This is a genomic window from Pseudomonas sp. ASL4 (assembly GCF_056680395.1).
Genome location: NZ_CM155280.1, coordinates 528,702 through 550,291 on the forward strand (window position 1 = coordinate 528,702; position 21,590 = coordinate 550,291).

The 21,590-nt window shown below is 61.3% G+C and carries 17 protein-coding genes; 5 read left to right on the forward strand and 12 right to left on the reverse strand.

From position 1 onward, the window contains the following. Nucleotides 1-25: 25 nt before the first annotated feature. The 6 genes from AC1MEW_RS02345 to AC1MEW_RS02370 all read right to left on the reverse strand — a co-directional run bounded on the left by AC1MEW_RS02345 (nucleotide 26) and on the right by AC1MEW_RS02370 (nucleotide 5,776). Nucleotides 26-661 (reverse strand): NADH:ubiquinone oxidoreductase subunit N, encoded by a 636-nt coding sequence (locus AC1MEW_RS02345; protein WP_201199503.1) that lies wholly within the window; start codon nucleotides 659-661, stop codon nucleotides 26-28. A gap of 82 nt (nucleotides 662-743) precedes the next feature. Then, nucleotides 744-2,192: an efflux transporter outer membrane subunit gene (locus AC1MEW_RS02350; RefSeq protein ID WP_480425317.1), complete on the reverse strand. Its 1,449-nt coding sequence runs from the start codon at nucleotides 2,190-2,192 to the stop codon at nucleotides 744-746. After that, nucleotides 2,189-3,076, reverse strand: a complete 888-nt coding sequence (locus AC1MEW_RS02355; RefSeq protein ID WP_201192527.1) for an efflux RND transporter periplasmic adaptor subunit — start codon at nucleotides 3,074-3,076, stop codon at nucleotides 2,189-2,191. The genes AC1MEW_RS02350 and AC1MEW_RS02355 overlap by 4 nt, the downstream gene beginning before the upstream one ends. Continuing rightward, entirely contained in the window at nucleotides 3,073-3,282 is a 210-nt protein-coding gene (locus AC1MEW_RS02360; RefSeq protein ID WP_008059581.1) for a DUF1656 domain-containing protein, read from the reverse strand. Before AC1MEW_RS02360 ends, AC1MEW_RS02355 begins: the two co-directional genes overlap by 4 nt. Continuing rightward, nucleotides 3,279-5,351 carry an FUSC family protein gene (locus AC1MEW_RS02365; RefSeq protein ID WP_480425318.1) on the reverse strand — a complete coding sequence of 691 codons (2,073 nt, stop codon included), beginning with the start codon at nucleotides 5,349-5,351 and terminating at the stop codon, nucleotides 3,279-3,281. The genes AC1MEW_RS02360 and AC1MEW_RS02365 overlap by 4 nt, the downstream gene beginning before the upstream one ends. Continuing rightward, nucleotides 5,348-5,776, reverse strand: a complete 429-nt coding sequence (locus tag AC1MEW_RS02370; protein WP_201199494.1) for a MarR family winged helix-turn-helix transcriptional regulator — start codon at nucleotides 5,774-5,776, stop codon at nucleotides 5,348-5,350. Before AC1MEW_RS02370 ends, AC1MEW_RS02365 begins: the two co-directional genes overlap by 4 nt. A 239-nt stretch (nucleotides 5,777-6,015) precedes the next feature. Between AC1MEW_RS02370 and AC1MEW_RS02375 the strand changes: the two genes are divergently transcribed. Both AC1MEW_RS02375 and AC1MEW_RS02380 read left to right on the forward strand, forming a co-directional pair. Then, complete coding sequence (locus tag AC1MEW_RS02375; RefSeq protein ID WP_201255475.1) at nucleotides 6,016-6,318, forward strand: type II toxin-antitoxin system HigB family toxin; 303 nt, start codon at nucleotides 6,016-6,018, stop codon at nucleotides 6,316-6,318. Next, nucleotides 6,318-6,677: a helix-turn-helix domain-containing protein gene (locus tag AC1MEW_RS02380; protein ID WP_201192534.1), complete on the forward strand. Its 360-nt coding sequence runs from the start codon at nucleotides 6,318-6,320 to the stop codon at nucleotides 6,675-6,677. The genes AC1MEW_RS02375 and AC1MEW_RS02380 overlap by 1 nt, the downstream gene beginning before the upstream one ends. 153 nt (nucleotides 6,678-6,830) lie before the next feature. Here AC1MEW_RS02380 and AC1MEW_RS02385 read toward each other — a convergent pair whose 3' ends face one another. Both AC1MEW_RS02385 and AC1MEW_RS02390 read right to left on the reverse strand, forming a co-directional pair. After that, nucleotides 6,831-7,076 carry a DUF2789 domain-containing protein gene (locus AC1MEW_RS02385; protein ID WP_201192536.1) on the reverse strand — a complete coding sequence of 82 codons (246 nt, stop codon included), beginning with the start codon at nucleotides 7,074-7,076 and terminating at the stop codon, nucleotides 6,831-6,833. 117 nt (nucleotides 7,077-7,193) lie between these two features. Then, nucleotides 7,194-7,655, reverse strand: a complete 462-nt coding sequence (locus AC1MEW_RS02390) for an aminoacyl-tRNA deacylase (protein ID WP_201255474.1) — start codon at nucleotides 7,653-7,655, stop codon at nucleotides 7,194-7,196. A 198-nt stretch (nucleotides 7,656-7,853) separates the two neighbouring features. Between AC1MEW_RS02390 and AC1MEW_RS02395 the strand changes: the two genes are divergently transcribed. The 3 genes from AC1MEW_RS02395 to AC1MEW_RS02405 all read left to right on the forward strand — a co-directional run bounded on the left by AC1MEW_RS02395 (nucleotide 7,854) and on the right by AC1MEW_RS02405 (nucleotide 9,974). Further along, the gene (locus tag AC1MEW_RS02395; RefSeq protein ID WP_201255473.1) at nucleotides 7,854-8,387 is read left to right on the forward strand and encodes an NfeD family protein; all 534 of its coding nucleotides are present in this window, start codon (nucleotides 7,854-7,856) and stop codon (nucleotides 8,385-8,387) included. Nucleotides 8,388-8,389: 2 nt separating this feature from the next. Beyond that, entirely contained in the window at nucleotides 8,390-9,148 is a 759-nt protein-coding gene (locus AC1MEW_RS02400; RefSeq protein WP_201255472.1) for a slipin family protein, read from the forward strand. Between the two features lie 442 nt (nucleotides 9,149-9,590). Continuing rightward, nucleotides 9,591-9,974, forward strand: coding sequence for a DUF6124 family protein (locus AC1MEW_RS02405; RefSeq protein WP_480425321.1), 384 nt, complete (start codon nucleotides 9,591-9,593; stop codon nucleotides 9,972-9,974). Between the two features lie 57 nt (nucleotides 9,975-10,031). On the opposite strand, the gene AC1MEW_RS02410 is transcribed toward AC1MEW_RS02405, so the two are convergent. The 4 genes from AC1MEW_RS02410 to AC1MEW_RS02425 are packed head-to-tail and all read right to left on the reverse strand — an operon-like array spanning nucleotide 10,032 to nucleotide 21,554. Beyond that, complete coding sequence (locus AC1MEW_RS02410; RefSeq protein ID WP_480425322.1) at nucleotides 10,032-10,976, reverse strand: sulfotransferase family protein; 945 nt, start codon at nucleotides 10,974-10,976, stop codon at nucleotides 10,032-10,034. After that, nucleotides 10,964-11,749 carry an aspartyl/asparaginyl beta-hydroxylase domain-containing protein gene (locus AC1MEW_RS02415; protein WP_480425323.1) on the reverse strand — a complete coding sequence of 262 codons (786 nt, stop codon included), beginning with the start codon at nucleotides 11,747-11,749 and terminating at the stop codon, nucleotides 10,964-10,966. The genes AC1MEW_RS02410 and AC1MEW_RS02415 overlap by 13 nt, the downstream gene beginning before the upstream one ends. A 15-nt stretch (nucleotides 11,750-11,764) precedes the next feature. After that, nucleotides 11,765-13,282 carry a TolC family protein gene (locus tag AC1MEW_RS02420; RefSeq protein WP_322270134.1) on the reverse strand — a complete coding sequence of 506 codons (1,518 nt, stop codon included), beginning with the start codon at nucleotides 13,280-13,282 and terminating at the stop codon, nucleotides 11,765-11,767. A 40-nt stretch (nucleotides 13,283-13,322) separates the two neighbouring features. Beyond that, nucleotides 13,323-21,554: an Ig-like domain-containing protein gene (locus tag AC1MEW_RS02425; protein WP_480425325.1), complete on the reverse strand. Its 8,232-nt coding sequence runs from the start codon at nucleotides 21,552-21,554 to the stop codon at nucleotides 13,323-13,325. Nucleotides 21,555-21,590 lie beyond the last annotated feature (36 nt).

Genomic DNA, 21,590 nt, shown 5'->3' on the forward strand with positions numbered 1-21,590 from the left:
ATAACGTCAGCCCTTCCAACACAGATCAGGAATACTGCACTTCAATCTCATCCAGCTGATGATCAAAGCTTTTTAGCCGCGCCGTCCACGTATAGACCAGCACTTCAAAATCCCGATTGATCACCGCCCCGCCTGTCACTTCCGCGCGCGGGTCGCAGAAGTCCAGTTGATAGCGCTCACGGGCCATGGCGTTGGCGACGTCGGAGAGTTCGCGGGCGTTGTTGAGCCAGTGCCAGCCTTCCTCGGTGACTTGCTTGTCGAGGGCCAGGCATTGGGTTTTCAAGGCTTCGAGGCTTTTTTCCAGCGGTGTACCGGTGAGTTCGCCCATGACTTCCTGGAACGTGCGCCCCGGTTGCCAGTAGCTGCCCCAGAAATAACGGTCAAACACCGTTTCGACCCGACGCAGCGCGACTTTGGTGTCCCAGATCAGCACCAGGGTCTTGCCTTGTTCGAGGTGTCTTCGTTTGATGCGCGTGCCCTGGACCGACGCCCAAGCCACCACCACGATGGACATCACCGCGATCAGCGCCGACGCGCTGTCGAGGAACACCAAGGCCTTGTCGATCTGGTGGGCGAGCATGATGCCGTAGAAATAGGTTGCCGACAGCAAAACCAATGCTGCAATAGCGCACCAGAAGCCGGGAGCATAAGGGTTTTTCATTATTAGAGTCCCCATGACCAACGCGAGCCTTGATTGACGAGTTCGCTGCGCGACCCCGTCAAATCAAAGCATAGCAACGGCCTCAGGGTTTGCCGGGCTGTGACGCTTGCGTTCGTCCGCTTTCCCAACCGCCGCCGAGCGCCAGGAACAAATCGATCTGGCTCATCGCGACTTGAGTGTTGGCCGACGCCAGTTGCGCCGTGACATCGGTGTAAGTGCGGGTGGCTTGCAGGTCCGCCAGGAACGACGCGCGGCCGGCCGTGAAGAAGCGGTGGGTCTGGTCCGCCGCCAGTTTTGCCGATTGCTCGGCGTCGGCCAAGGCATCCCGGCGTTGCAGCAGCGCGGAGTACTGGGCCAGGCCGGTTTGAGTCTCGCGGATCGCGTTAAGCACCACGCCGTCGAAGTGCGCCAACGCGCCTTGGGTCGAGGCTTCGGCTTCGCGGATGCGTGCCCGGGAGCCGTTGGACGGTACGGTCCAGCTCAGCAACGGGCCAAAGCCCCAGCGATTGGTCTGCGGTTGGCCGAGGTGTTCCAGGGTGCCAACGGTGCCGATGCTCGCGCCGATGCTGATGTCCGGGTACAACTCGCCGGTGGCGATGCCGATACCGGCGGTCGCGGCGGCCAGTCGGCGCTCGGCCTGACGCACATCAGGGCGGCGTTTAAGCAGCGTGGCGCCGTCACCCACCGGCAACAATTGCGCAATCTTCGGCAACTCGGCGCAACTGCCGGTGCCGGCGGGCAGTTGATCCACCGGTTTGGCCAGCAGCATCGACAAACGGAACAACCCGGCCTGACGCGCCGCTTCATAACGCGGCATGTCGGCGCGCAAGGATTTGAACTGGGTTTGCGAACGGGTGACCTGGGTTTCATCGCCGCGCCCGGCATCGCGCAAGCGCTGGGTCAGCGTGGTGCTCTGGCCCTGCAGGTCGAGGGAATGCTGGGCAATTTCCCGTTCTTCGTTGGCCGCGCAGACTTGGGTGTAGGCCCGAACCACGTCGGCCACCAGGGTAATGCGCGCCGTGTCGCTTGCCGCTTGGGTCGCATCGGCATTGGCCTTGGCCGCTTCGATGCCGCGCTGCAACGTGCCAAACAGGTCGAATTGATAAGAGGTGGTGATGCCGATGTCGCCGACATTGGCCACAGGCACTTTTTCTGGCAACAGGAACGCTTCGCCAGACTCCTGCAAACGCTGGGCGCCCATCTTCACGCCGCCGCTCCAGCCGCCCGCCGCCTGGGCTTCGTCGACCTGAGCCCGCGCCTTGGACAGGTTCGCCGCCGCCACGCGCAAATCAGTGTTAGAGGCCATGGCCTGCTGCACCAATTGGTCGAGACGCGGGTCCTGATACAGGCGCCACCAATCGCTGGGCACCGGCGCCGAGACGACATCTTTGTCGCTCGCCGCCAGATTGCCCTGAAAGTCGTCACGGTGAACGGCAGCTTCGCCCGGCAAGAGATAATCCGGCCCGACTACCTGACACGCCGACAGCAACAGGCCTAACCCGGCCACCGCCAAAGCCGAGGCTTTGCTCATTTCGCCGGCTCCTCGGTTTTGTCGTCGATGATCGATACCGTCGCGGTGCGTCCGGCAATCATGCGGAAATCCGCCGGCACGTCGTCGAAGGCGATTCGCACCGGAATCCGCTGGGCCAGCCGCACCCAACTGAACGCCGGGTTGACGTTCGGCAACAGGTTACTGCCGCTGCTGCGGTCGCGGTCCTCGATGCCGGCGACGATGCTTTCGACGTGCCCGCGCAGGCGAGCGCGGTCACCGATCACTCGGATATCAACGCCTTGGCCGATGTGAATGCCGTCCAGTTTGGTTTCTTCGAAATAGCCGTCGATGTGGAACGAATTGCTGTCCACCACCGACAAAACCGGCCGCCCGGCCGTAACGAATTCCTGGGCACGCGGCGCACGGTCGTTGATGTAGCCGTCCACCGGGCTGCGGATCACCGAGCGATCGAGGTTGAGTTGGGCGCTGTCCACCGTCACCAACGCTTCGGACAAGGCCGATTGCGCACGGGCGACTTTCGACAGGCTTTCCTCAAGCTGCTCGCCCGGCACCAGATTGCCGAGGCCACGGTTACGCTTGGCCTCGCGCTGAGCCTGGGCCAGGGTTTCTTCACGATCGGCCACTGCCGCTTTCGCTTGGCGCAGGGCCAGTTTGAAACGGTCCTGGTCGATGCTGAACAGCACTTGGCCGCGTTGCACCAACTGGTTGTCGCGCACCTCCACTTGCTGGATCAGCCCGGAGACGTCCGGGGCGATCTGCACGATGTCGGCACGGATGTGCCCGTCCCGGGTCCAGGGCGCATACATGTAATACATCACCATGCGCCAGACCACGACGACAGCGAAGGTCACGATCAGCAAGGTCAGCAGCACGCGACCAATGGTCAAAAAAGGTTTTTTCATGTCATCAGGTATCGACTGAGTGAGTCCACGGCGCCGAGGAGCAAAGCGTAGAGAGCCACGTTGAACAATGCCCGGTGCCAGACCAGACGGTAAAAGTGCAGGCGCGTCAGCACCCCGTGCACCAACAGGTACAACACATACGTAATGCCCATCAGCACCAGCAGCGTGGGCAGGAACACCCCGCTGATATCCAGATCACCGATCATAAAGGCGCTCCATCGATGCCATGGGGAAGCGGTTCTTCGAGTTCGCCGGTACCGACGAATTCAACGCCGGGCAACAACGCCAGACGCAGACCGCTCAAGGCGTGCAGCAAATGTAGACGGGCCTCGTCATCGCACTCGGTGTTCAGGGCCCGACGGGTACGGTCGAGGGTCATCAACAAGGGGCTCGGTGCCGGCAAACGTTCGCCCGCCTTGAGGCAGGCCTTGAAGTACTCACCGACTTCGGCCACCACCTGTTGCAGCAGCACTTGCGGGACACCGAGCACACGCGGCGTATACGCGAGCAGGTCGAGCAGGTTCAGGGCAACGCGTACTTCCCGCAGGGCGACGCCGGTGTCTTGACCGGTCAAACCCAGGCGTGGCAAGTGCTGCATCAACCGGTCGAGCATTTGCACACCGAGCTTGCGGTGTTCGGCCAGGTTGGCCGGTTCGGTCAGGCTGACAATGTCGCGCCAGCTAAAACGAGTCAGGCGTTTGGCCGCCAGTTCTGCGCCGAACGGCCGGGCAATCAGGGTCCAGACGAAGGCAAACAACAGCCCGATCGGCCCCGCCAGGTTGGAGTTGGCGAAGCTGAGGAAATCCGCGTCGTAGGCGCCCTGGATGCTGATGAACGACGAGGTGTTAACCAGCGTCAGCAGCATGCCCAGGTAAAACTGCGGCTTGACCGTCAGGGTGCCGACGCAAATGAACGGCACGGCAAACGCCAGCACCAGCATTGGGAAGTCATGCAGGTTCGGCAGCACCAGAAACAGATACAGACTGGCGAACAACACCGACATCGCCGTCCAGAAAAAGAACCGGTAGATCTGCGGTGCCGGATCGTCCATCGAGGCGAAAAAGCTGCACGCCACGGCCGCCAGAATCACTGCGCTGCCGCCGTCGGTCCAGCCGAGCAAAATCCACAGCACCGAAGCAACAATGATCGCGCTGACCGTGGACGCCGCCGAATAGAGCATCAGCCCACGGTCAAGGAACGGCGTCAGGCGACCGAGCCGCCAATGCCGATACACCGCGCGCCAACTGTCCTGGCTTTCGCACTGGATGGCGTATTGCAGGCTGCGGCAGTCTTGCCACAAATCGATCCACTCGCCGAGGCGATACAAAGCGTTGGAGAACAGCAGTTGTTTGCGATCATCCAGCGCCTCGGCACTCGGTTGCAGGGCTTCGAGCTGCTCTTTCAGCGCCTGCCAGCGGTCGAGGTCGGCGTCTTTGTGATTGAGCCATTCGGTGGTCGCGGCCAGCAGCGGCGCGAACTTATCCACCAGCTCCGGGGTGCGGCGCTCAAGCGCATAGAGCGCGTCATCGAGGGCATCGATCACCGGCAGCAAGTGGATCATCCGCCCGCGCAGTTCCTTGGTATTGCGCACCGTTTGCGGCCGCGAGCCCTCGTGGGGCAACTGCCCGATCATCAGCTCCAGGCTGTTGAAGGTCGCCACCATGGCCGCGCGCAGGGTGCTGACTTCTTCCGGTTTCACGTCGCGAGTGAGGAAGCGCAGGCTGTAAGTCGAGGCGTCGGCGAACCATTTATTCACCGAATCGTTGAACACCGGCGCCAACCGCCGAGGCCAGAACATGGCGCCGACCACTGCTGCCACGGCGATGCCGAGGAAGATTTCTTCGGTCCGCGCCTCGGCGATGTCCCACACCGCCAGCGGGTTATCCAACACCGGCAGGGCAATCAGCGGCAAGGTATAACCAGCCAGCATCAAGGCGTAGCTGTTGGCGGTGCGCAGGTGCAAGGACAGGAACAACAACGTCCCGGTCCACAGCGCGATGATTACCACCAGCACATAGGGACTCTGGACAAACATCGGGACGAAAAACACCGCCGCCGCTGCGCCCATAAACGTGCCGACCGCGCGGTAGAGCGCCTTGGAACTGGTCGGGCCGACAAACGGGCTGGAAACGATGTAAACCGTCGCCATCGCCCAATACGGACGCGGCATCTGCATAAGCATGGCGATATACAGCGCGGTCATTGACGCGGCGAACGTACGCACGCCGTAGAACCAATCCCGCGCTGGGGGAACGCCTGTCCAAAAACCGTTCAAGGCTGGATCACCGACGGATGATTGGCGGCTTCAAACGCTCTGAGCACACGCAGCGCTGCTTCAAGATCGCTTTGGTCGATGCCTTCGAGCACTTCGTGACGCAAACGCACGAGCTCGACTTCAACCGCTTGCACCAACTCGCGACCAGTGTCGGTCAGGCTCAGGCATTTGGCGCGGCGGTCATAGGCGTCTTCGGTGCGGCGTACGTAACCGGAATTGCACAACTGATCGAGCAAACGCACCAGGGACGGGCTCTCCATCCCCGCCGCCTGCGCCACCGTCACCTGCCGCACACCCTCCCCCAAACGCCCGATCATCAACAACGGGACGGCGCAGGCTTCGGAGATTCCATAATTGACCAGCGTGGTCTGGCAGATCTTCCGCCAATGCCTGGCGGCCACCACCATGGCACTGCTGATGTTCATCTGGAGAGCGTCGAGGTTTTTTGGCACGGGGGAATGACACACTGTTAGTTTGCTAACTATCAATATCGCATTCGAGGGGAAAGCTGGTCAAGTTTTGAAACAAATTGGATCAACGACAGAGTAGCTACCTTCCGATGGGCCACATTCAGAAATGTCTTCATACCGGTTTGGCACAACGGATTGGTTGCGCATCATGAGTCTCACACCTAGAATCTCCCAAAACGGGAGAATTTCGATTTGTGCGAATAATTGCCAAAGGGACTTTGAGGATTTTCTGGGAAAGTAGCCCGGCATACGCCGACGCCGTAACGCCTCTCTCAGAGTGGTATCGACACATGGAGAAGTCGTCATATCGCACTCCCCAGGAAGTAAAAGCCGAGCTAAGGACTGCCAGCGTTTTAAAAGGTGGGCGTGTGGTATTCAATATTGCCGGCAACAAGTATCGAGTGATCCTGGCAATTGACTACGAACGGCAATTGGGTTTTGTGCGCTTCGTCGGCACGCATGCTCAATACGATCAGATCAATGCGGAGACTGTGTAATGGACATCAAACCTATCCGAACAGACGAGGACCTCACCAATGCGCTTTTGCGTATTGAGCAGCTGTGGGGAGCGGCTTTGGACTCGCCTGAGGGTGACGAACTCGAAATACTGGCCTTGCTGGTAGAAAAATATGAAGACGAGCATTTTGCGATTCCGGCTTCCGACCCTATCGAGGCGATCAAATTTCGCATGGACCAGCAAGGTCTGACTGCCCGGGACCTTGAAGCCTTCATCGGCCCCAGCGGTCGCGTGTCAGAAGTACTGAATGGCAAGCGTCCGTTGAGCCTGAAAATGATCAAGCGCCTACACGATGGATTGCGCATTCCTTATGAGTGCCTGTTTGCCGAGGTGGTTTGAAATTGGCCGGATCACCCTCCTTCAAACAAAGGAGGGCAGAGGCGAGGAACAGCGCGTATAAAGCTCTGAAAACAGCACGTGAGTGGTTTTCTAATCAGATTTCTTCATCACTTTGTAAGTTTTTTGCACATTACCGTCGTTTTACAAAGATTTTTACACCCCCCGCCCCTTCCTCAACAACACATCCAACTGATCCACCACCTCCGCCCAATCCGCGTCATCCAGAATCTCATCGCGCAAAAACGCCGCTTGGCTCTCGCTCCAGAAAAACGCGTCCGCCAAATGCAATTCCGGCTTGAGCGGGGAGTGAGTGGCAATGAATTGGTCGATGCTGACCGGGTCGTTGTCCAGGCCGAGTTGTTTGAACAGGGACGGCAGGCTGTGGGTTGGGGATTCCATATTGGGCTCCTGGGTGGCTGAAAATTGTTCGCGGGCAAGCCTCGCTCATACAGGGATCTGCGGTCCATTGTAGGAGCAAGGCTTGCCCGCGAAGACGGCGTCACTGACACCGTAAACCTAATGACTCAACTCGCAAACCTCCGCATGCGGCACCATTTTCAAAAACTCGGGCATGCTCATGTGCACCAGGTTGTGGTGGTTGCCGGCCTCCAGGTAGATGTCTTTCTGCCGGGTCAGCAACGGGTCGATGACCATGTCCAGCCCATAAGACTCACCCAACGCCGGCACCGCGCCGCGTTCGCAGTCGTTGAACAGGTGCGCCAGGGTGCTTTCCCGGGTGATTTGCCATTCGCCGCTGCCGCGCACTTTGCTCAGGTCCAGGTGGCGGCTGGCGGGCAGTACCGCCATCAGGTAGTGACCATGGTGGTCGTCGAGGATCACCGATTTGGCCACCCGTTCGGCAGGAATGCCCGAGACCCGCGCCGTTTCAAGGCTGCTGGCCGAGTGCGGGTGGGTGACGATGTCGAATTCGCAGTGGGCCTTTTCCAGGCTGCTCTGCACCGTTCTTGCCATACGCATGATGCACCTCGGTGTCCGCTGCAACGACAAACGGACGATGATTAAACCCGTTTTCTTCCATTGGAAGTCTAGGTCGGCTAGCGCAAATCGGTGGGAAATCTGCCCGCCGGAAACCACGCACCGCGGATCAAAATTCAGACGACCCCAGGCTCAACTAGACTGTATACAAAGAACCCCGTGACTCTCCCGGAGGGTCAAGTGAACACTCGTTGTTGTGCAATTGCGTTGCTGTTGGCCTTGAGCGGTTCGGCGTTCGCGGCGGATGGCGTTGTCCTGTTCATTCCCGATCCGCTTGGCCTGTGGCTGATCGTGTTCGGCATCGCGTTTCTGGTGGCCGAGGCGACCTTGCCCAATTACGGCGTGATTGGTCTGGGCGGTCTGGTGATGTTCGTGATTGGCGCGGTGATTCTGACCAATGCCAGCGTTCCGGTGCCGTTGATGATCGGCCTCGGTCTGGTCAGTGCCCTGCTGTTGATCGCCCTGCTGATCCGCGCCCTTAAAACCCGCCCGCGCCGCCTCGTCAGTGGCGATGCCGGTTTATTGGGCAGCGTGACGCCGGTCACCGGTTTGCAAGGGACAAACGCCTACAGCGGCTGGGTGCAGTTGCAAGGGGAACGCTGGCAGGTACTCAGCGCCACACCGCTGCAACCGGGCCAGCATGTCCGCGTCGTGGCGCGCAAAGGATTACTGCTACAAGTGGCCGCGGCTGACGCGGCGCCGGTTGGAGAATAGTCATGGGCCTGCAAGTCGGTTTTGCCGCGCTGCTGCTGTTGGTGATTGCACTGGCGGGGTCGACCTTCCGCATCCTGCGCGAATACGAGCGCGGCGTGGTGTTCCAGCTCGGACGCTTCTGGCAGGTCAAGGGCCCCGGCCTGATCCTGCTGATTCCGGTGGTCCAGCAAATGGTCCGCGTCGACCTGCGGACCATCGTCCTCGATGTGCCGCCCCAAGACGTGATCACCCGCGACAACGTCTCGGTGAAGGTCAACGCCGTGTTGTACTTCCGCGTGCTCGACCCGCAAAAAGCGATCATCCAGGTCGAAGACTTCCTCATGGCCACCAGCCAACTCGCCCAGACCACGTTGCGGGCGGTGCTCGGTAAACATGAACTCGATGAGCTGCTGGCCGAACGGGAGCGGCTGAATGTCGATATCCAGCAAGTGCTCGATGCCCAGACCGACAACTGGGGCATCAAGGTGGCCAACGTCGAAATCAAGCACGTGGACCTGAACGAGTCGATGGTGCGCGCCATCGCCAAGCAGGCCGAGGCCGAGCGGGAACGGCGGGCCAAGGTGATTCACGCCGAAGGCGAATTGCAGGCCTCGGAAAAACTCATGCAAGCCGCGGAAATGCTGGGGCGGCAGCCGGGGGCGATGCAGTTGCGGTACATGCAGACCTTGAGTTCGATTGCCGGGGACAAGAGTTCGACGATTGTTTTTCCATTGCCGATTGAGTTGTTGAAGGGGATGGCGGATTTGTCTTCGAAATCTTAAAAGATCGCAGCCTTCGGCAGCTCCTACAGACGGTGTTTCAACCGGAAACGGCGGTAACCCACGTCCCGTAGGAGCTGCCGAAGGCTGCGATCTTTTGATCTTTCCTACAGACGCCCACGTCCGGCAATCTCGTCGGAGATTTCCTTCAAGTTGTAGCGGCTTTGGTGAACGTGTTCCGGCCCAAGCGCAGGTCTAGTCTGGGTTTGTCACTGAATAATCGGTGACACGGACGTGCAAGTCCGACGAAACTGTTTAGGTCGCAATTGCCATATCTCTCAATGGGCATTCAGGCTCACTGCTTTATGGCGGCTGCGCGCAGGAGATCCTCGGATCTGCTGGGTGTCCTAAACAGTCCCGGTCTTGCACACCTGCGCTCGGCCGCCACCCCATTCGCGTGCAAGCGAACGGTGACGGCTCCCACTTACTGTTTAGGATTTTTTATATGCACAAAGTTACGCCGAATCCTCCAGAAAACTCTGGAACCGATTCCCCCGAAGCGCTCGACGCAAGAAAAATGAAAGAAGCCGCCGACCGCGCCTTCGCCCACTACTTCCCCCCGCCCCACGAAAAACCCGCCAAATCCCGCAAAGGCAGACTCTTCAACGTGTCCGCCGACATCGACACCAAAGCCGTGCTCGCCAACGCCTCCGAAGACCTGCTGTCCATCAGCGCCATCGCCGCCGACCTGGCCGACGATGTAGACGGAACGCGCCGCTCAGTCGCCCTGGCACTCAGCCGCATGGCCGACGGCGTGCAATTGCTGGTCGAGCGAGCACTGGATGATTGGGAGGCGTTGAAACTGATGCAGGCTCAGGCCAAGGTTTAGCCCAGGTAGATTTGTGCTGAATTGACCACCGCCATCGCGAGCTTGCTCGCGATGGCGTCAGACCCGCCGATCATTTTCCAATGTCTCATAGGGTTCTCGCGCCCAACACTCAACCCGCTCGCGCAACAGCGCCGAGGCTTCACGGCGCTTGTCATCACTGTCCCCGACAAACACTTCGGACGATTGCTTGGCATGCTGTCCCACCGCCGCAAACACCTGCTTTCGCTGCACATCATCCAACCCAAAAAAGCCAGCCAACCGCCCTGCCATTGCGCCCGGCAATTCGCTGTAATTCACCGCCACTCCACCAAACTCCCGGCATCGCGCCAACCCCAACGCCAGCAACCGCCCCACCCTTCGGGCGACATAATCCTCGCGGCTGCCCACGGGCAACCCATCATCCAACCCGCTCGCGCCGATCATCCCCGGCACCATGTGCATGCCCGCGCGGCGCAGATGTGAAACAGCAATTTCCAACGGATCGCGGTACACAAACAACCAAGGCGTGTCGGGAAAGCACTCGCGCAACAGTGGTAATTCAGCGATGTTCCAGGCATCGAGCTTGATCACCATTCGTTGCTCCACACCGCGCCGACGCTGGCCGTATGCAGATAACAACCCTTCGATGCCGGCACGCCGCGCGGCTGCCGGCAAACTGCTGCGCAGCAGGGCGTCCAGCGGCGGCGGCTCGCTGATGACGATGTGGTTGTCGAGTCGGGCGAGCATCTGGCTGATCAGAGTCGAGCCGCAGCGCGAAGCGTGAAAGATAAACGCACTCGGCGCCAAACCGGGACGGCTCACCTGCCAGTCGCCAAGCGTAGCCAACGGCGTTTGTCGGCGAAACGCCTGGTTGAACGGCAGGCGCAGGGCATCGTCCACGGCATCGCGAAAAAACGGCTGATGCAGCGGTGAGTCGCCAAACCAGCACCAATCAACCTGCCACTCACCGACCTGTTGCCAGACCCGAATCGGCAACCAGCCTTCCAGGTTCAGGCGTTCCATTGTTCATTCCATTGGCGACGACCATTACGCATCGCCGCACGCAGTTCTTCGCGCGAGAACACCAGGCCTCGCTCGGCCGCCAGTTCCAAGGTTCGGGTGATAAAAATTTCAGCGTCCGGCAAACCCTGCAACGTTTTCGCGAGCTGCGAATCGCTGGCCACTAAACGCTGAAACTGCACCAGCGAAATATCACCAACGCCAGGCAGCGGCGTGGTCGAAACACCGTCGGCAATCGCCTGCTCCAACCAAGCGTCGGGCCGGCAATCGAGCACCAGATGAATCCGCGTGCAACAATCGCGATTGTCCACGCGATGGGGCCGCGACAAATCAAGAAACCAGCATTCCCCGGCGGTCATCGACATGCGCTGACCGTCGAGCAAAAAATCCACGCGAGGCGGGCTGAGCAGAGGGATGTGCAACCGCAGATCGGCGTTCGGCTCGCCGAGGTCATAGTCGCGATGCTCATGAATCTGCCCGCCCGGACCGAGCCGCAGCAGGCGCGCCGAGACGATTTCCAGCAGCAGATCCCGCAACCCTTGCTGCCAATGGAGATCTCGCAGCCAGGGCGCACGCAACTGCGGCTCACCGAGCCCCGGCGAGAGTTCAGTCAACGCATCCGCCGCCGAAATCAGCGCCACGCCGCTCCAGTCGCCGGTGTAGTAGGCGCTATTGAAATGACCGTGCCACTCGTCTTCGCCAATCGCCGCCAACGCCTGCAGCAGCAACGGTAAATCCACCGTCACTGGCAGGCGAGAGAACGCCGCTCGGCTCATCGCTTTGGCAGCAGGTTACTGAGCCGGAGCATGAGGTGGCACTGGCACCGCAATGTCGCCCGACGCCCACGCGGCTTCGCGATTGGCCAACGCGGTGGCGATGGACTGGACCTGGGTGGATTGCACTTCATCCGGCATCGGATCGAGGCCGGCGCTGGCGAAGATTTGCCCGTAAGCGTTACGCAGGTCGGCGTAGGACAGGTCCCGACGCAAATCCGCCTGCAAGGTGTTCAGTTCACCCTGGATCAGGTCTAGCTCACCGATGCCTGCGGCCTGATGACGATTACGCAACTGCTGCAGAATCTGCCCATCGATGCTCGACAGTTCCTGGTTGGTCTGGAACTGATGCATTGCTTCCTGGTAGTTCGCGTTGGCCACGTAGAGTTGGGCCAGCACGGCAATCGACATCGCCTGACGACGAGCCTTGGCCACTTCTTCGCCAGCCTTGGCCACATCGATCGCCGCCGGTGCGGAAATCACGTTGAACAGGTTCCAGGTCAGCTTCACCCCGTAGTCGGCCCACTTGTCGTTGACCAAAAACGAGTTGCTGTCGTAATGCCCGCCCGCCGAAAACTCCAGCCCCGGCAACAGCCGCAGCATGGCTTTACGGGTTTCTGCGGTGCTGATGCGCGTCTGGTAATCCTGCTCGCGCAGTTCCGGACGGGTGGCCAGGGCTTCATGTTCAAGGCTGGCCATGCCGACCTTCAACTGCGGAATCGAGTAATCATCCGGGGTCGCCAATTTCAGATCGGTGCCCATCGGCAGGTTGATCAGGGTCGCCAGTTCGGTTTTGGCCAGGGACAGTGCCCGGCGCTGCTCTTGCAACTGACGGGTTGCCTCGATCAGCGAGCGCTGATAACTCAACGCTTGCACCGGATCGCCAATGCGTTGCTCGCTCATGCTCTGGCTGTTGGTGCGCGCCGTGTCGACCCGTGCCATCAGGCTGTCGATCTGCGTGAGCAGACGTTCAGCAGCTACCGCTCGCCAATAGGCCGATCGCACGTCCTGGACGATGGTGTTGATCACCTTGCGCCGGCGTTCCTGAACGATCAGTCGCTGGTCGCCCTGTTGCTTGGCGCTGATGTAACTGACGCCGAAGTCGAGAACGTTCCAGACCATGGTCAGGTCGGCGACTTTACGGTCGCGGTCCTGGGAGGTCGACGGTTCCAGAGATTGGGTGCCGGTGCGCACGCTCTGGCTGCTGGAGGCACTGACGTTGTTACGCCCGGCGTAGCCCGCGTCCAGTGCCATGCGCGGCAGCATGTCGAAACTGGCAAGGTCGAGTTGGCGCTTGGCCAGCGCCTCTTCCATGATCTTGAGTCGGCCTTCGAGGTTGTATTTCACCGCGCGGGCCATGGCTTGGTGCAGGGTCAGCGGACCACTGAGGGGTTCCTGACCTGAGTACATGCTCTGCAAATCGCTTTTGGCGCGTTGCTCACTGACGCTGCGTTCAATCGGTTCACTCTTGACTGCACATCCGCTGATCGCCAGCGCCAGCAGGCTGGCGCCGAACAACTTATGACTTCTTTTCATCCTTGGTTTGCCCCTGGGTGCCACACAGAATTAAATTTTTTCAGGCCTGCATTTCGCTGATGCCGACCTGTTTGAATGCCGCCGCCAGGCTGTCGACCTGACGTTGTTCAGTGTCTTTGAGCTGTAGCAGTTGCTGGGCCAGACTCGGCGCGCCAAACACGCCGTGCAGCCCTTGGGAAACATCCCCGCCGCGGATCGAATGATTGCCGAAGCTATTCAGCGAATCGCGCTCGGTACTGGTGTCCTGATTGAACAGACTCGACAACGTACTGGTGCTGAACACCCCGCCATCGCCGCCGCCAAAACCAAGGAAACCGTGCCCCGAACCATCGCCACCACTGTCGCTGCTGCTAAACACCTGCGCGATGTAGCTTGGCGCCAGCGCCCCACGACTCATGAAAATTTCGCCCAGTGGCCGGATGCCGTTGCCGATGATCCGGTCTTCGAACAACGGGACAAAGGTCAGTGGCGAGCCAAGGTCACCTGTAGGTGCCGCGAAAATGATCGGTTGCAGCGGCAGGTTCGGTTGATCGGACACTGTGACCGGTTCAGTGACGCGGAACTGCGGATCGGCCGGTACGTCGACAACGATGGATGTCGGTGGAACGACGATCGGTACGGTGTTGATTGCAAAGTTGTTCGACTGGCTGGTACCGCTGCCGGCGTTGCCCGAACCGTCACTGATGCCCGCCATGTTCAAGCTGATCGCGTTGCTGCCATTGCTTAGGTTGCTGGTCGGCGTCAGCGTCGCGGTCCAGGTTTTACCGCCGTCGTTGCTCGCCAGATTGGACAAGGTGCCGTTGGCCACATTGATGTCGGAGAGGTCGAAACCCCTCACCACTTCATTGAAGGCAAATGTCACCAGCGAAGTCTGGCCAACGCCCAGGTTTGGGTTAGCCACCACCACCGTGGCGGTCGGCCGCTCGCCGTCGATCACGTAGTTGTTGGACACTGCCACGCCGGTGCCGGTATTGCCGGACAGGTCGGTGACGTTGCTGGTGTCCAGCGCAATGAAATTGCTCGGGTCGGTGATGTTCGCCGTCGGTGTGAAGGTGGCGGTCCAGGTCTTGCCACCGTCGCCGCTGGCCAGGTTGGTCAGCTCGCCGTTGGTCACGCTGAGGTCCGACAGGTCGAAATTGTTCACCGCCTCGCTGAAGGTGAACGTCACCAGCGTGGTCTGGCCGATGCCCAGGTTCGGGTTGGCGACCACAATTGTCGCCGTCGGCCGGGTGGCATCGAGCGCGTAGTTGTTAGAGATCGCGATCCCAGCGCCAGCATTGCCCGCAGCGTCCGTCACGTTGCTGTTGTCGAGCAGGATCAGGTTAGTGGTGTCGTTGATGTTGGCCGTCGGGGTCAGCGTGGCGGTCCAGGTTTTGCCGCCGTCACTGCTGAGCAGGTTGGACAGGTTGCCGTTAGCGACGCTGAGGTCCGACAGGTCGAAACCCGAAACCGCTTCAGTGAAGGTGATGGTGACCGTGGTGGTTGCACCGATACCCAGGCGAGAATCCGCCACGACAATGGTCGAGGTCGGCCGCGCGGTGTCGATGGCGTAGTTGTTGGAGTCGGTCACGCCCACGCCGCTGTTGCCCGAGGCGTTGGTCACGCCGCTGTTGTCGAGGCTGATCAGGTTGGTGGTGTCCGTCACGTTGACGGTTGGCGTAAAGGTCGCCGTCCAGGTAATTCCGCCGTCACTCGACGACACATTACTCAAGGTGCCATTGGCCACGGTCAGGTCGGCGTTGGTGAAGCCACTTACCGCTTCGCTGAAAGTGATGGTCACCCCTGACGTTTCGCCGGCCTTGAGGGCGGTGTCGGTGATCACGATGGTCGAGGTCGGGATTTGGGTCTCGACCACATAGTTGGCGGAGTCGGTGGTGCCCGCACCGGCATTGCCGGCAAGGTCGGTGACACCCGTGTTGTTCAGCGTGATGAGGTTAGTCGCATCGGTCACGCCCACGGTCGGGGTGAAAGTCGCGGTCCAGGTGATGCCGCCGTCGCTGCTGCTCACCGCACTTAACGTGCCGTTGGGGACACTCAGATCGCTGTTGTCGAAACCGCTGACGGCCTCGCTGAAAGTGATGGTCACCAACGAGGTTTCGCCCGGTTTCAGGGTGGTATCGCTCAACACGATGGTCGCGGTCGGACGCTGGCTGTCGATGGCGTAATTGTTGGAATCAGTGGTGCCTGCGCCAGCGTTGCCGGCCAGGTCCTGAACGCCGGTGTTGTCCAGCCGAACGATGTTGCTGGTGTCGGTAATGCCGGCCAATGGCGTCAATGTCGCGGTCCAGGTAATGCCACCGTCGCTGCTGCTGACGTTACTCAGGGTCGCGTTATCGATCAGCAGGTCGGCGTTGGTGAAACCGCTGACCGCTTCGCTGAAGGTGATGGTCACCAGGCTGGTCTGACCCAAGCCCAGCGCCGCATTGGCGACCACGATGGATGCGGTAGGACGCTGGGTGTCGATGGCGTAGTTGTTCGAATCAGTGGTGCCTGCGCCGGCGTTGCCCGAAGCGTTTTGTACGCCGCTGTTATCCAGAGTGATCAGGTTGCTGGTGTCGGTGATGGCGTTGTTCGGGGTGAACGTCGCCGTCCAGGTTATGCCGCCGTCGCTGCTGGTCACGGCGCTCAATGTGCCGTTGGCAATGGTCAGGTCGGCGTTAGTGAAACCGGTCACCGCTTCAGAGAAGGTAACGGTCACCAGGGACGTTTCGCCGATATTCAGTGCAGTGTCGGCCACCACAATCGTAGCCGTTGGCAGCACGGTATCGATGGTGAAGTTGGCCGAGTTGGTGACGCCGGTGCCCGCGTTGCCGGCGAGGTCGGCGACCCCGCTGTTGTTCAGGCTGATCAGGTTGGTGGTGTCCTTGACGCCGACGGTCGGGGTGAAGGTCGCGGTCCAGGTGATGCCACCGTCGCTGCTGCTCACCGCACTTAACGTGCCGTTGGGGACACTCAAATCGCTGTTGTCGAAACCGCTGACCGCCTCACTGAAGGTGATGGTCACCAGCGAGGTTTCACCCGCGCTGAGCGTGCTGTCGGCGACCACGATGGTAGCCGTCGGACGCTGGCTGTCGATCGCGTAGTTGTTGGAATCAGTGGTGCCTGCGCCAGCGTTGCCGGCCAGATCCTGTACGCCGGTATTGTCCAGCCGAACGATGTTGCTGGTGTCGGTAATGCCGGCCAATGGCGTCAATGTCGCGGTCCAGGTAATGCCACCGTCGCTGCTGCTGACATTACTCAGGGTCGCGTTATCGATCAGCAGGTCGGCGTTGGTGAAACCGCTGACCGCTTCGCTGAAGGTGATGGTCACCAGGCTGGTCTGACCCAAGCCCAGCGCCGCATTGGCGACCACGATGGACGCGGTAGGACGCTGGGTGTCGATGGCGTAGTTGTTCGAATCGGTGGTGCCAGTGCCGGCGTTGCCCGAAGCGTTTTGCACGCCGCTGTTGTCCAGGGTGATCAGGTTGGTCGCGTCGGTAATGGCGTTGGTCGGGGTGAATGTCGCCGTCCAGGTGATCCCGCCGTCGCTGCTGGTTACCGCCGTGAGCGTACCGTTGGCAATCGTCAGGTCGGCGTTGCTGAAACCGGTCACCGCCTCGGAAAAAGTAATGGTCACCAGCGAAGTTTCGCCGATGTTCAGCGCGTTATCGGCCACCACAATAGTGGCCGTCGGCAGCACGGTGTCGATCGTGTAATTGGCCGAGTTGGTGGTGCCGCTGCCGGCATTGCCTGCAAGGTCGGCCACGCCAGCGTTGGCCAGGGTGATGACGTTGGTCACGTCATGCACGCCAACGGTTGGGGTGAACGTCCCGGTCCAGGTGATGCCGCCGTCGCTGCTGCTCACCGCACTCAACGTGCCGTTGGCGATGGTCAGGTCGGCGTTGGTGAAACCGGTCACCGCCTCGCTGAAGGTAATGGTCACCAGCGAGGTTTCGCCAGCGCTCAGGATCGGGTCTGCCAGGACGATGGTCGCGGTAGGCCGAACCGTATCGATGACAAAGTTGTTGGAATCGGTGCTGCCGCTACCGCTGTTGCCCGCCAGGTCGCTGACCCCTGTGTTGTCGAGGGTGATCAGGTTGGTCGCGTCATTGGTACTGGCGCTTGGCGTGAAGGTCGCCGTCCAGGTGACGCCACCGTCGCTGCTGCTCACCGCCGTCAACGTGCCGTTGGCGATGGTCAGGTCGGCGTTGGTGAACCCCGTAACTGCTTCACTGAAGGTGATCGTGACCAGGGAGGTGTCGCCGATTTTCAGCGCATTGTCCGCCACCACGATGCTGACCGTCGGCCGCACGGTGTCGATGGCGTAGTTGTTCGAATTGCTGGTGCCCGTGCCGACGTTGCCGGAAGAAACTGCCTGTACGCCGGTATTGTCCAGGGTGATCAGGTTGGTCGCGTCGGTAATGCTGGCGGTCGGTGTGAACGTCGCCGTCCAGGTAATGCCGCCGTCGCTGCTGCTCACCGCCGTGAGCGTGCCGTTGGCGACGGTCAGGTCAGCGTTGGTAAAACCGGTCACGGCCTGGCCGAAGGTGATGGTCACCAGCGACGTTTCACCGATATTCAGCGCGTTGTCGGCCACAACGATGGTTGCGCTCGGACGCACGGTGTCGACGATGTAGTTGCCAGAGTTGGTGGTGCCGCTGCCGGCATTGCCCGCCAGATCAGCCACGCCGGTATTGGCCAGGGTGATGACGTTGGTCGCATCGTTGACGCTCGCTGTCGGCGTGAACGTCGCGGTCCAGGTGACGCCGCCATCGCTGCTGCTAACCGAGCTCAACGTACCGTTGGCGATGGTCAGGTCGGCGTTGGTAAAACCGCTGACCGCCTCACTGAAGGTGATGGTCACCAGCGAGGTTTCACCGGCACTCAGGTTGCTGTCGGCGAGCACAATGGTCGCGGTCGGGCGCTGGGTGTCGATCGTGTAGTTGTTTGAATTGGTGGCGCCTGTGCCGGCGTTGCCCGCCGTGTCGGTGACCCCGGTGTTGTCCAGGGTGATCAGGTTGGTCGCATCAGTAATGCTGGCGGACGGCGAAAACGTCGCCGTCCAGGTGACGCCGCCGTCGCTGCTGCTGACGGCACTCAACGAGCCGTTGGCGATGGTCAGGTCGGCATTGGTGAAACCGGTGACCGCCTCAGAGAAGGTGATAGTCACCAGCGACGTCTGGCCGATGGCCAGGGCCGTATTCGCGACCACGACGGTCGCCGTTGGTCGAACGGTATCGATCGCGTAATTGTTGGAGTTGGTGGAGCCCGAGCCGGCGTTGCCCGACAGATCGGCGACGCCGGTGTTATCCAGGGTGATCAGGTTGGTCGCGTCAGTGATGCTGGCGGTTGGCGTGAAGGTGGCCGTCCAGGTGATGCCGCCGTCGCCGCTGCTCACCGCGCCCAACGTGCCGTTGGCGATGGTCAAATCCGCGTTGGTGAAACCGCTGACCGCCTCACTGAAGGTGATGGTCACCAGCGACGTCTGGCCGATGGACAGGCTGGTGTTGGCGACCACGATGCTTGCCGTTGGCCGGGCGGTATCGACCCCGTAGTTGTTGGAGTTGGTGGTACCCGTGCCGGCGTTGCCCGACAGATCGCTGACCCCGGTGTTATCCAGGGTCACGACGTTGGTGGTGTCGGTAATCGAGTTGGTCGGCGTCAGCGTGCCGGTCCAGGTGATACCGCCGTCGCTGGTGCTCAGTCCGCTGATGCTGCCGTTGGCCACAGTCAGGTCGGCGGTGGTGAAACCGGTCACTGCTTCGCTGAAGGTGATGGTCACCAGCGAGGTTTCACCGATGGCCAGTGCCGTGTCGGCGACCACGATAGTCGCGCTCGGCCGGACGGTGTCGATTGCGTAGTTGTTCGAGGTGGTGGTGCCAGCACCGGCGTTGCCTGCCGTGTCGCTGACCCCGGTGTTGTCCAGGGTGATGACGTTAGTGGTGTCGGTGATGCTGGCGGTTGGCGTGAAGGTGGCCGTCCAGGTGATGCCGCCGTCACCGCTGCTCACCGCGCCCAACGTGCCGTTGGCAATGGTCAGGTCGGCATTGGTGAACCCGGTGACCGCTTCGCTGAAGGTGATGGTCACCAACGAGGTTTCGCCAACGATCAGCGAATTGTCAGCGACCACGATGGTCGCGGTGGGCCGCACGGTGTCGACAATGTAATTGTTGGAATCGCTGGTACCGACGCCCACGACACTGCCGGTGACGCTTTGCACCCCGGTGTTGTCCAGGGTGATGACGTTGGTGGTGTCCGTGATCGACGCGTTCGGCGTGAAGGTCGCGGTCCAGGTCACGCCGCCATCGCCGCTGCTTACTGCGCTCAGGGTGCCGTTGGGAATGGTCAGGTCGGCGTTGGTGAAACCGGTCACGGCAGTGCTGAAGGTGATGGTCACCAGCGAAGTTGCGCCGATGCTTAACGTCGGTGCGGCCACTACGATGGTCGCGGTGGGCGGCTCGATGTAATTGTTGACGAGGGTGCCGTCGTTGCGCAGGTTGGTCGCCGCTGTCGGGCTGCTGCCGCTGGCGCCGCCCCCCGACGCACCTCCGCCGGAGCCGCTGCCACCGACGTTGCCGCTCAGGGCTGCGAAGTTGGCCGCCGTCATGATCAGCGTGCCTTTGTTCCAGATCCCGCCGATGCCCTGGCCTGCGGCGCCACCGGGATCAGCGCTGCCGCCATCACCCGCCAGCCCGCCGCCACCGCCGCCGCCGCCGCCGGCCGCGATGTTGCCAGTGATGTGCGAGGTGCCGATCACGGTCAAGGTGCCAGAGTTATAGACGCCGCCCGCTGCCGAGCCGCCGATACCGCCGACCTTGTCCCAACCGGAGCCGCCACCGCCGCCGCCGACCGTAATGGTGCCGTTGGTGGCCGAACCACCATGGCCGCCAACGCTGTAGCCCGACGTGCCGGAAGTACCGCCGGCACCGCCGGTACCGTTGAGGGCACCGCCACGGCCGCCGAGATGGATCGAGTCATAACTGCCGCCGATGCCGCCCACGCCGGAACCACCTGCGGTCCCGAAATACGTTGGCCGGCCCTGCGCCGTGGTGTTGCCGCCGGCACCGCCGCCCGAGCCGCCAACCCCGCCGCCGCCGCCACCGCTGCCGCCGCCATAAATCGGCGTCACGCCACCACCGCCGCCGCCGCCGGACGCCGCGTTGGCGCTCACTGTGACGTTTTTCAGGGTCAGGTTACCGGCATTCAAAATCCCGCCGCCCAAGGCATCACTGGCGGTGAAACCACTATTAGCGCCATTGCCGGCGGCCAGGCCTTTGGTGATGGTCAAGCCGTCGAGCAGTACCGTGCTGCCGGACGCGACTTCAATGACGCGGGTCTTGTATTGACCGCTCAGGGTCACGTCGGCCACGCCATCGTTGTTCAAATCACCGTCGATGGTGATGTTCTTGTTGACCAGCAATTCGGTGTTCAGGTTAACGATCATGCTGCCACTGAACGTCACGATGTCGCCGTTCTGCGCCAAGGCCAGTTCGGCGCGCAGGGAGTTGGTGCCGCTGTCGAGGTTGTTGGTTGCGGTCCAGGTGGCCAGGCCCCATTGGTACGCACTCATGGATTGAGCCGAGAGCACGTTGACGCTGTCGATGGTGCCGGTCGCGATTTCCAGGTTCCAGTCGCCGCCCACACCGGTGCGGTTGCTGGACGCGGCGACATCGCGGCCGGTCATGTTGGCAATCGAGTCGACAAAACTCACGCCGCGATCACCCTCGGCGGTGTAGCAGGCGTAGATCAGGATGTCGCCGCCGACGTTCATGTCCTTGCCGATTTGCCCCAGCACCGCGCTGCGCGCGCCGACGTTATCGGCGGACAGGTAGGTGCTGCCCAGCCACAGATCCCCGGCGTTGCCGTGGGCAATGATTTCCACCGTGCTGACACCCTGGTGGCTACCGAGGTAGTCGGCGATTTGCTGCAAGCCGTCCTTGCTGCCATCGAGTTGCACCACTTGGGTGCCGGGCGCGACACCTTTGAGCAGGCTGTCTGCGTCTTTGACCCGCGAATCGACGAACACCACGCTCTGCCCAGGTACCGCGACCGGTGTCGCGGCGGCTGGCGTTGCATCGGCCTGACCGTGAGTGTCCTTGCTGGCCACCGGGTGATCGGCGTTCGGTGCCTTGGCGGCATCGGCAGTCGGATGGCTTTCAGGCTGGGCGGCATCGGCCACCGTGGCCGCCACCGCGCCGTCGAACAGCATGCGCGGCTCCAGGGACATGATCATGGGCGCGGCCAGTGCCCTTGCGCCTTCGGTAATCCGCGACTTGCCTTTGCTCAACCACATGCTGCTCACCCGAACTCGAACTTTCTTGAGGCATCA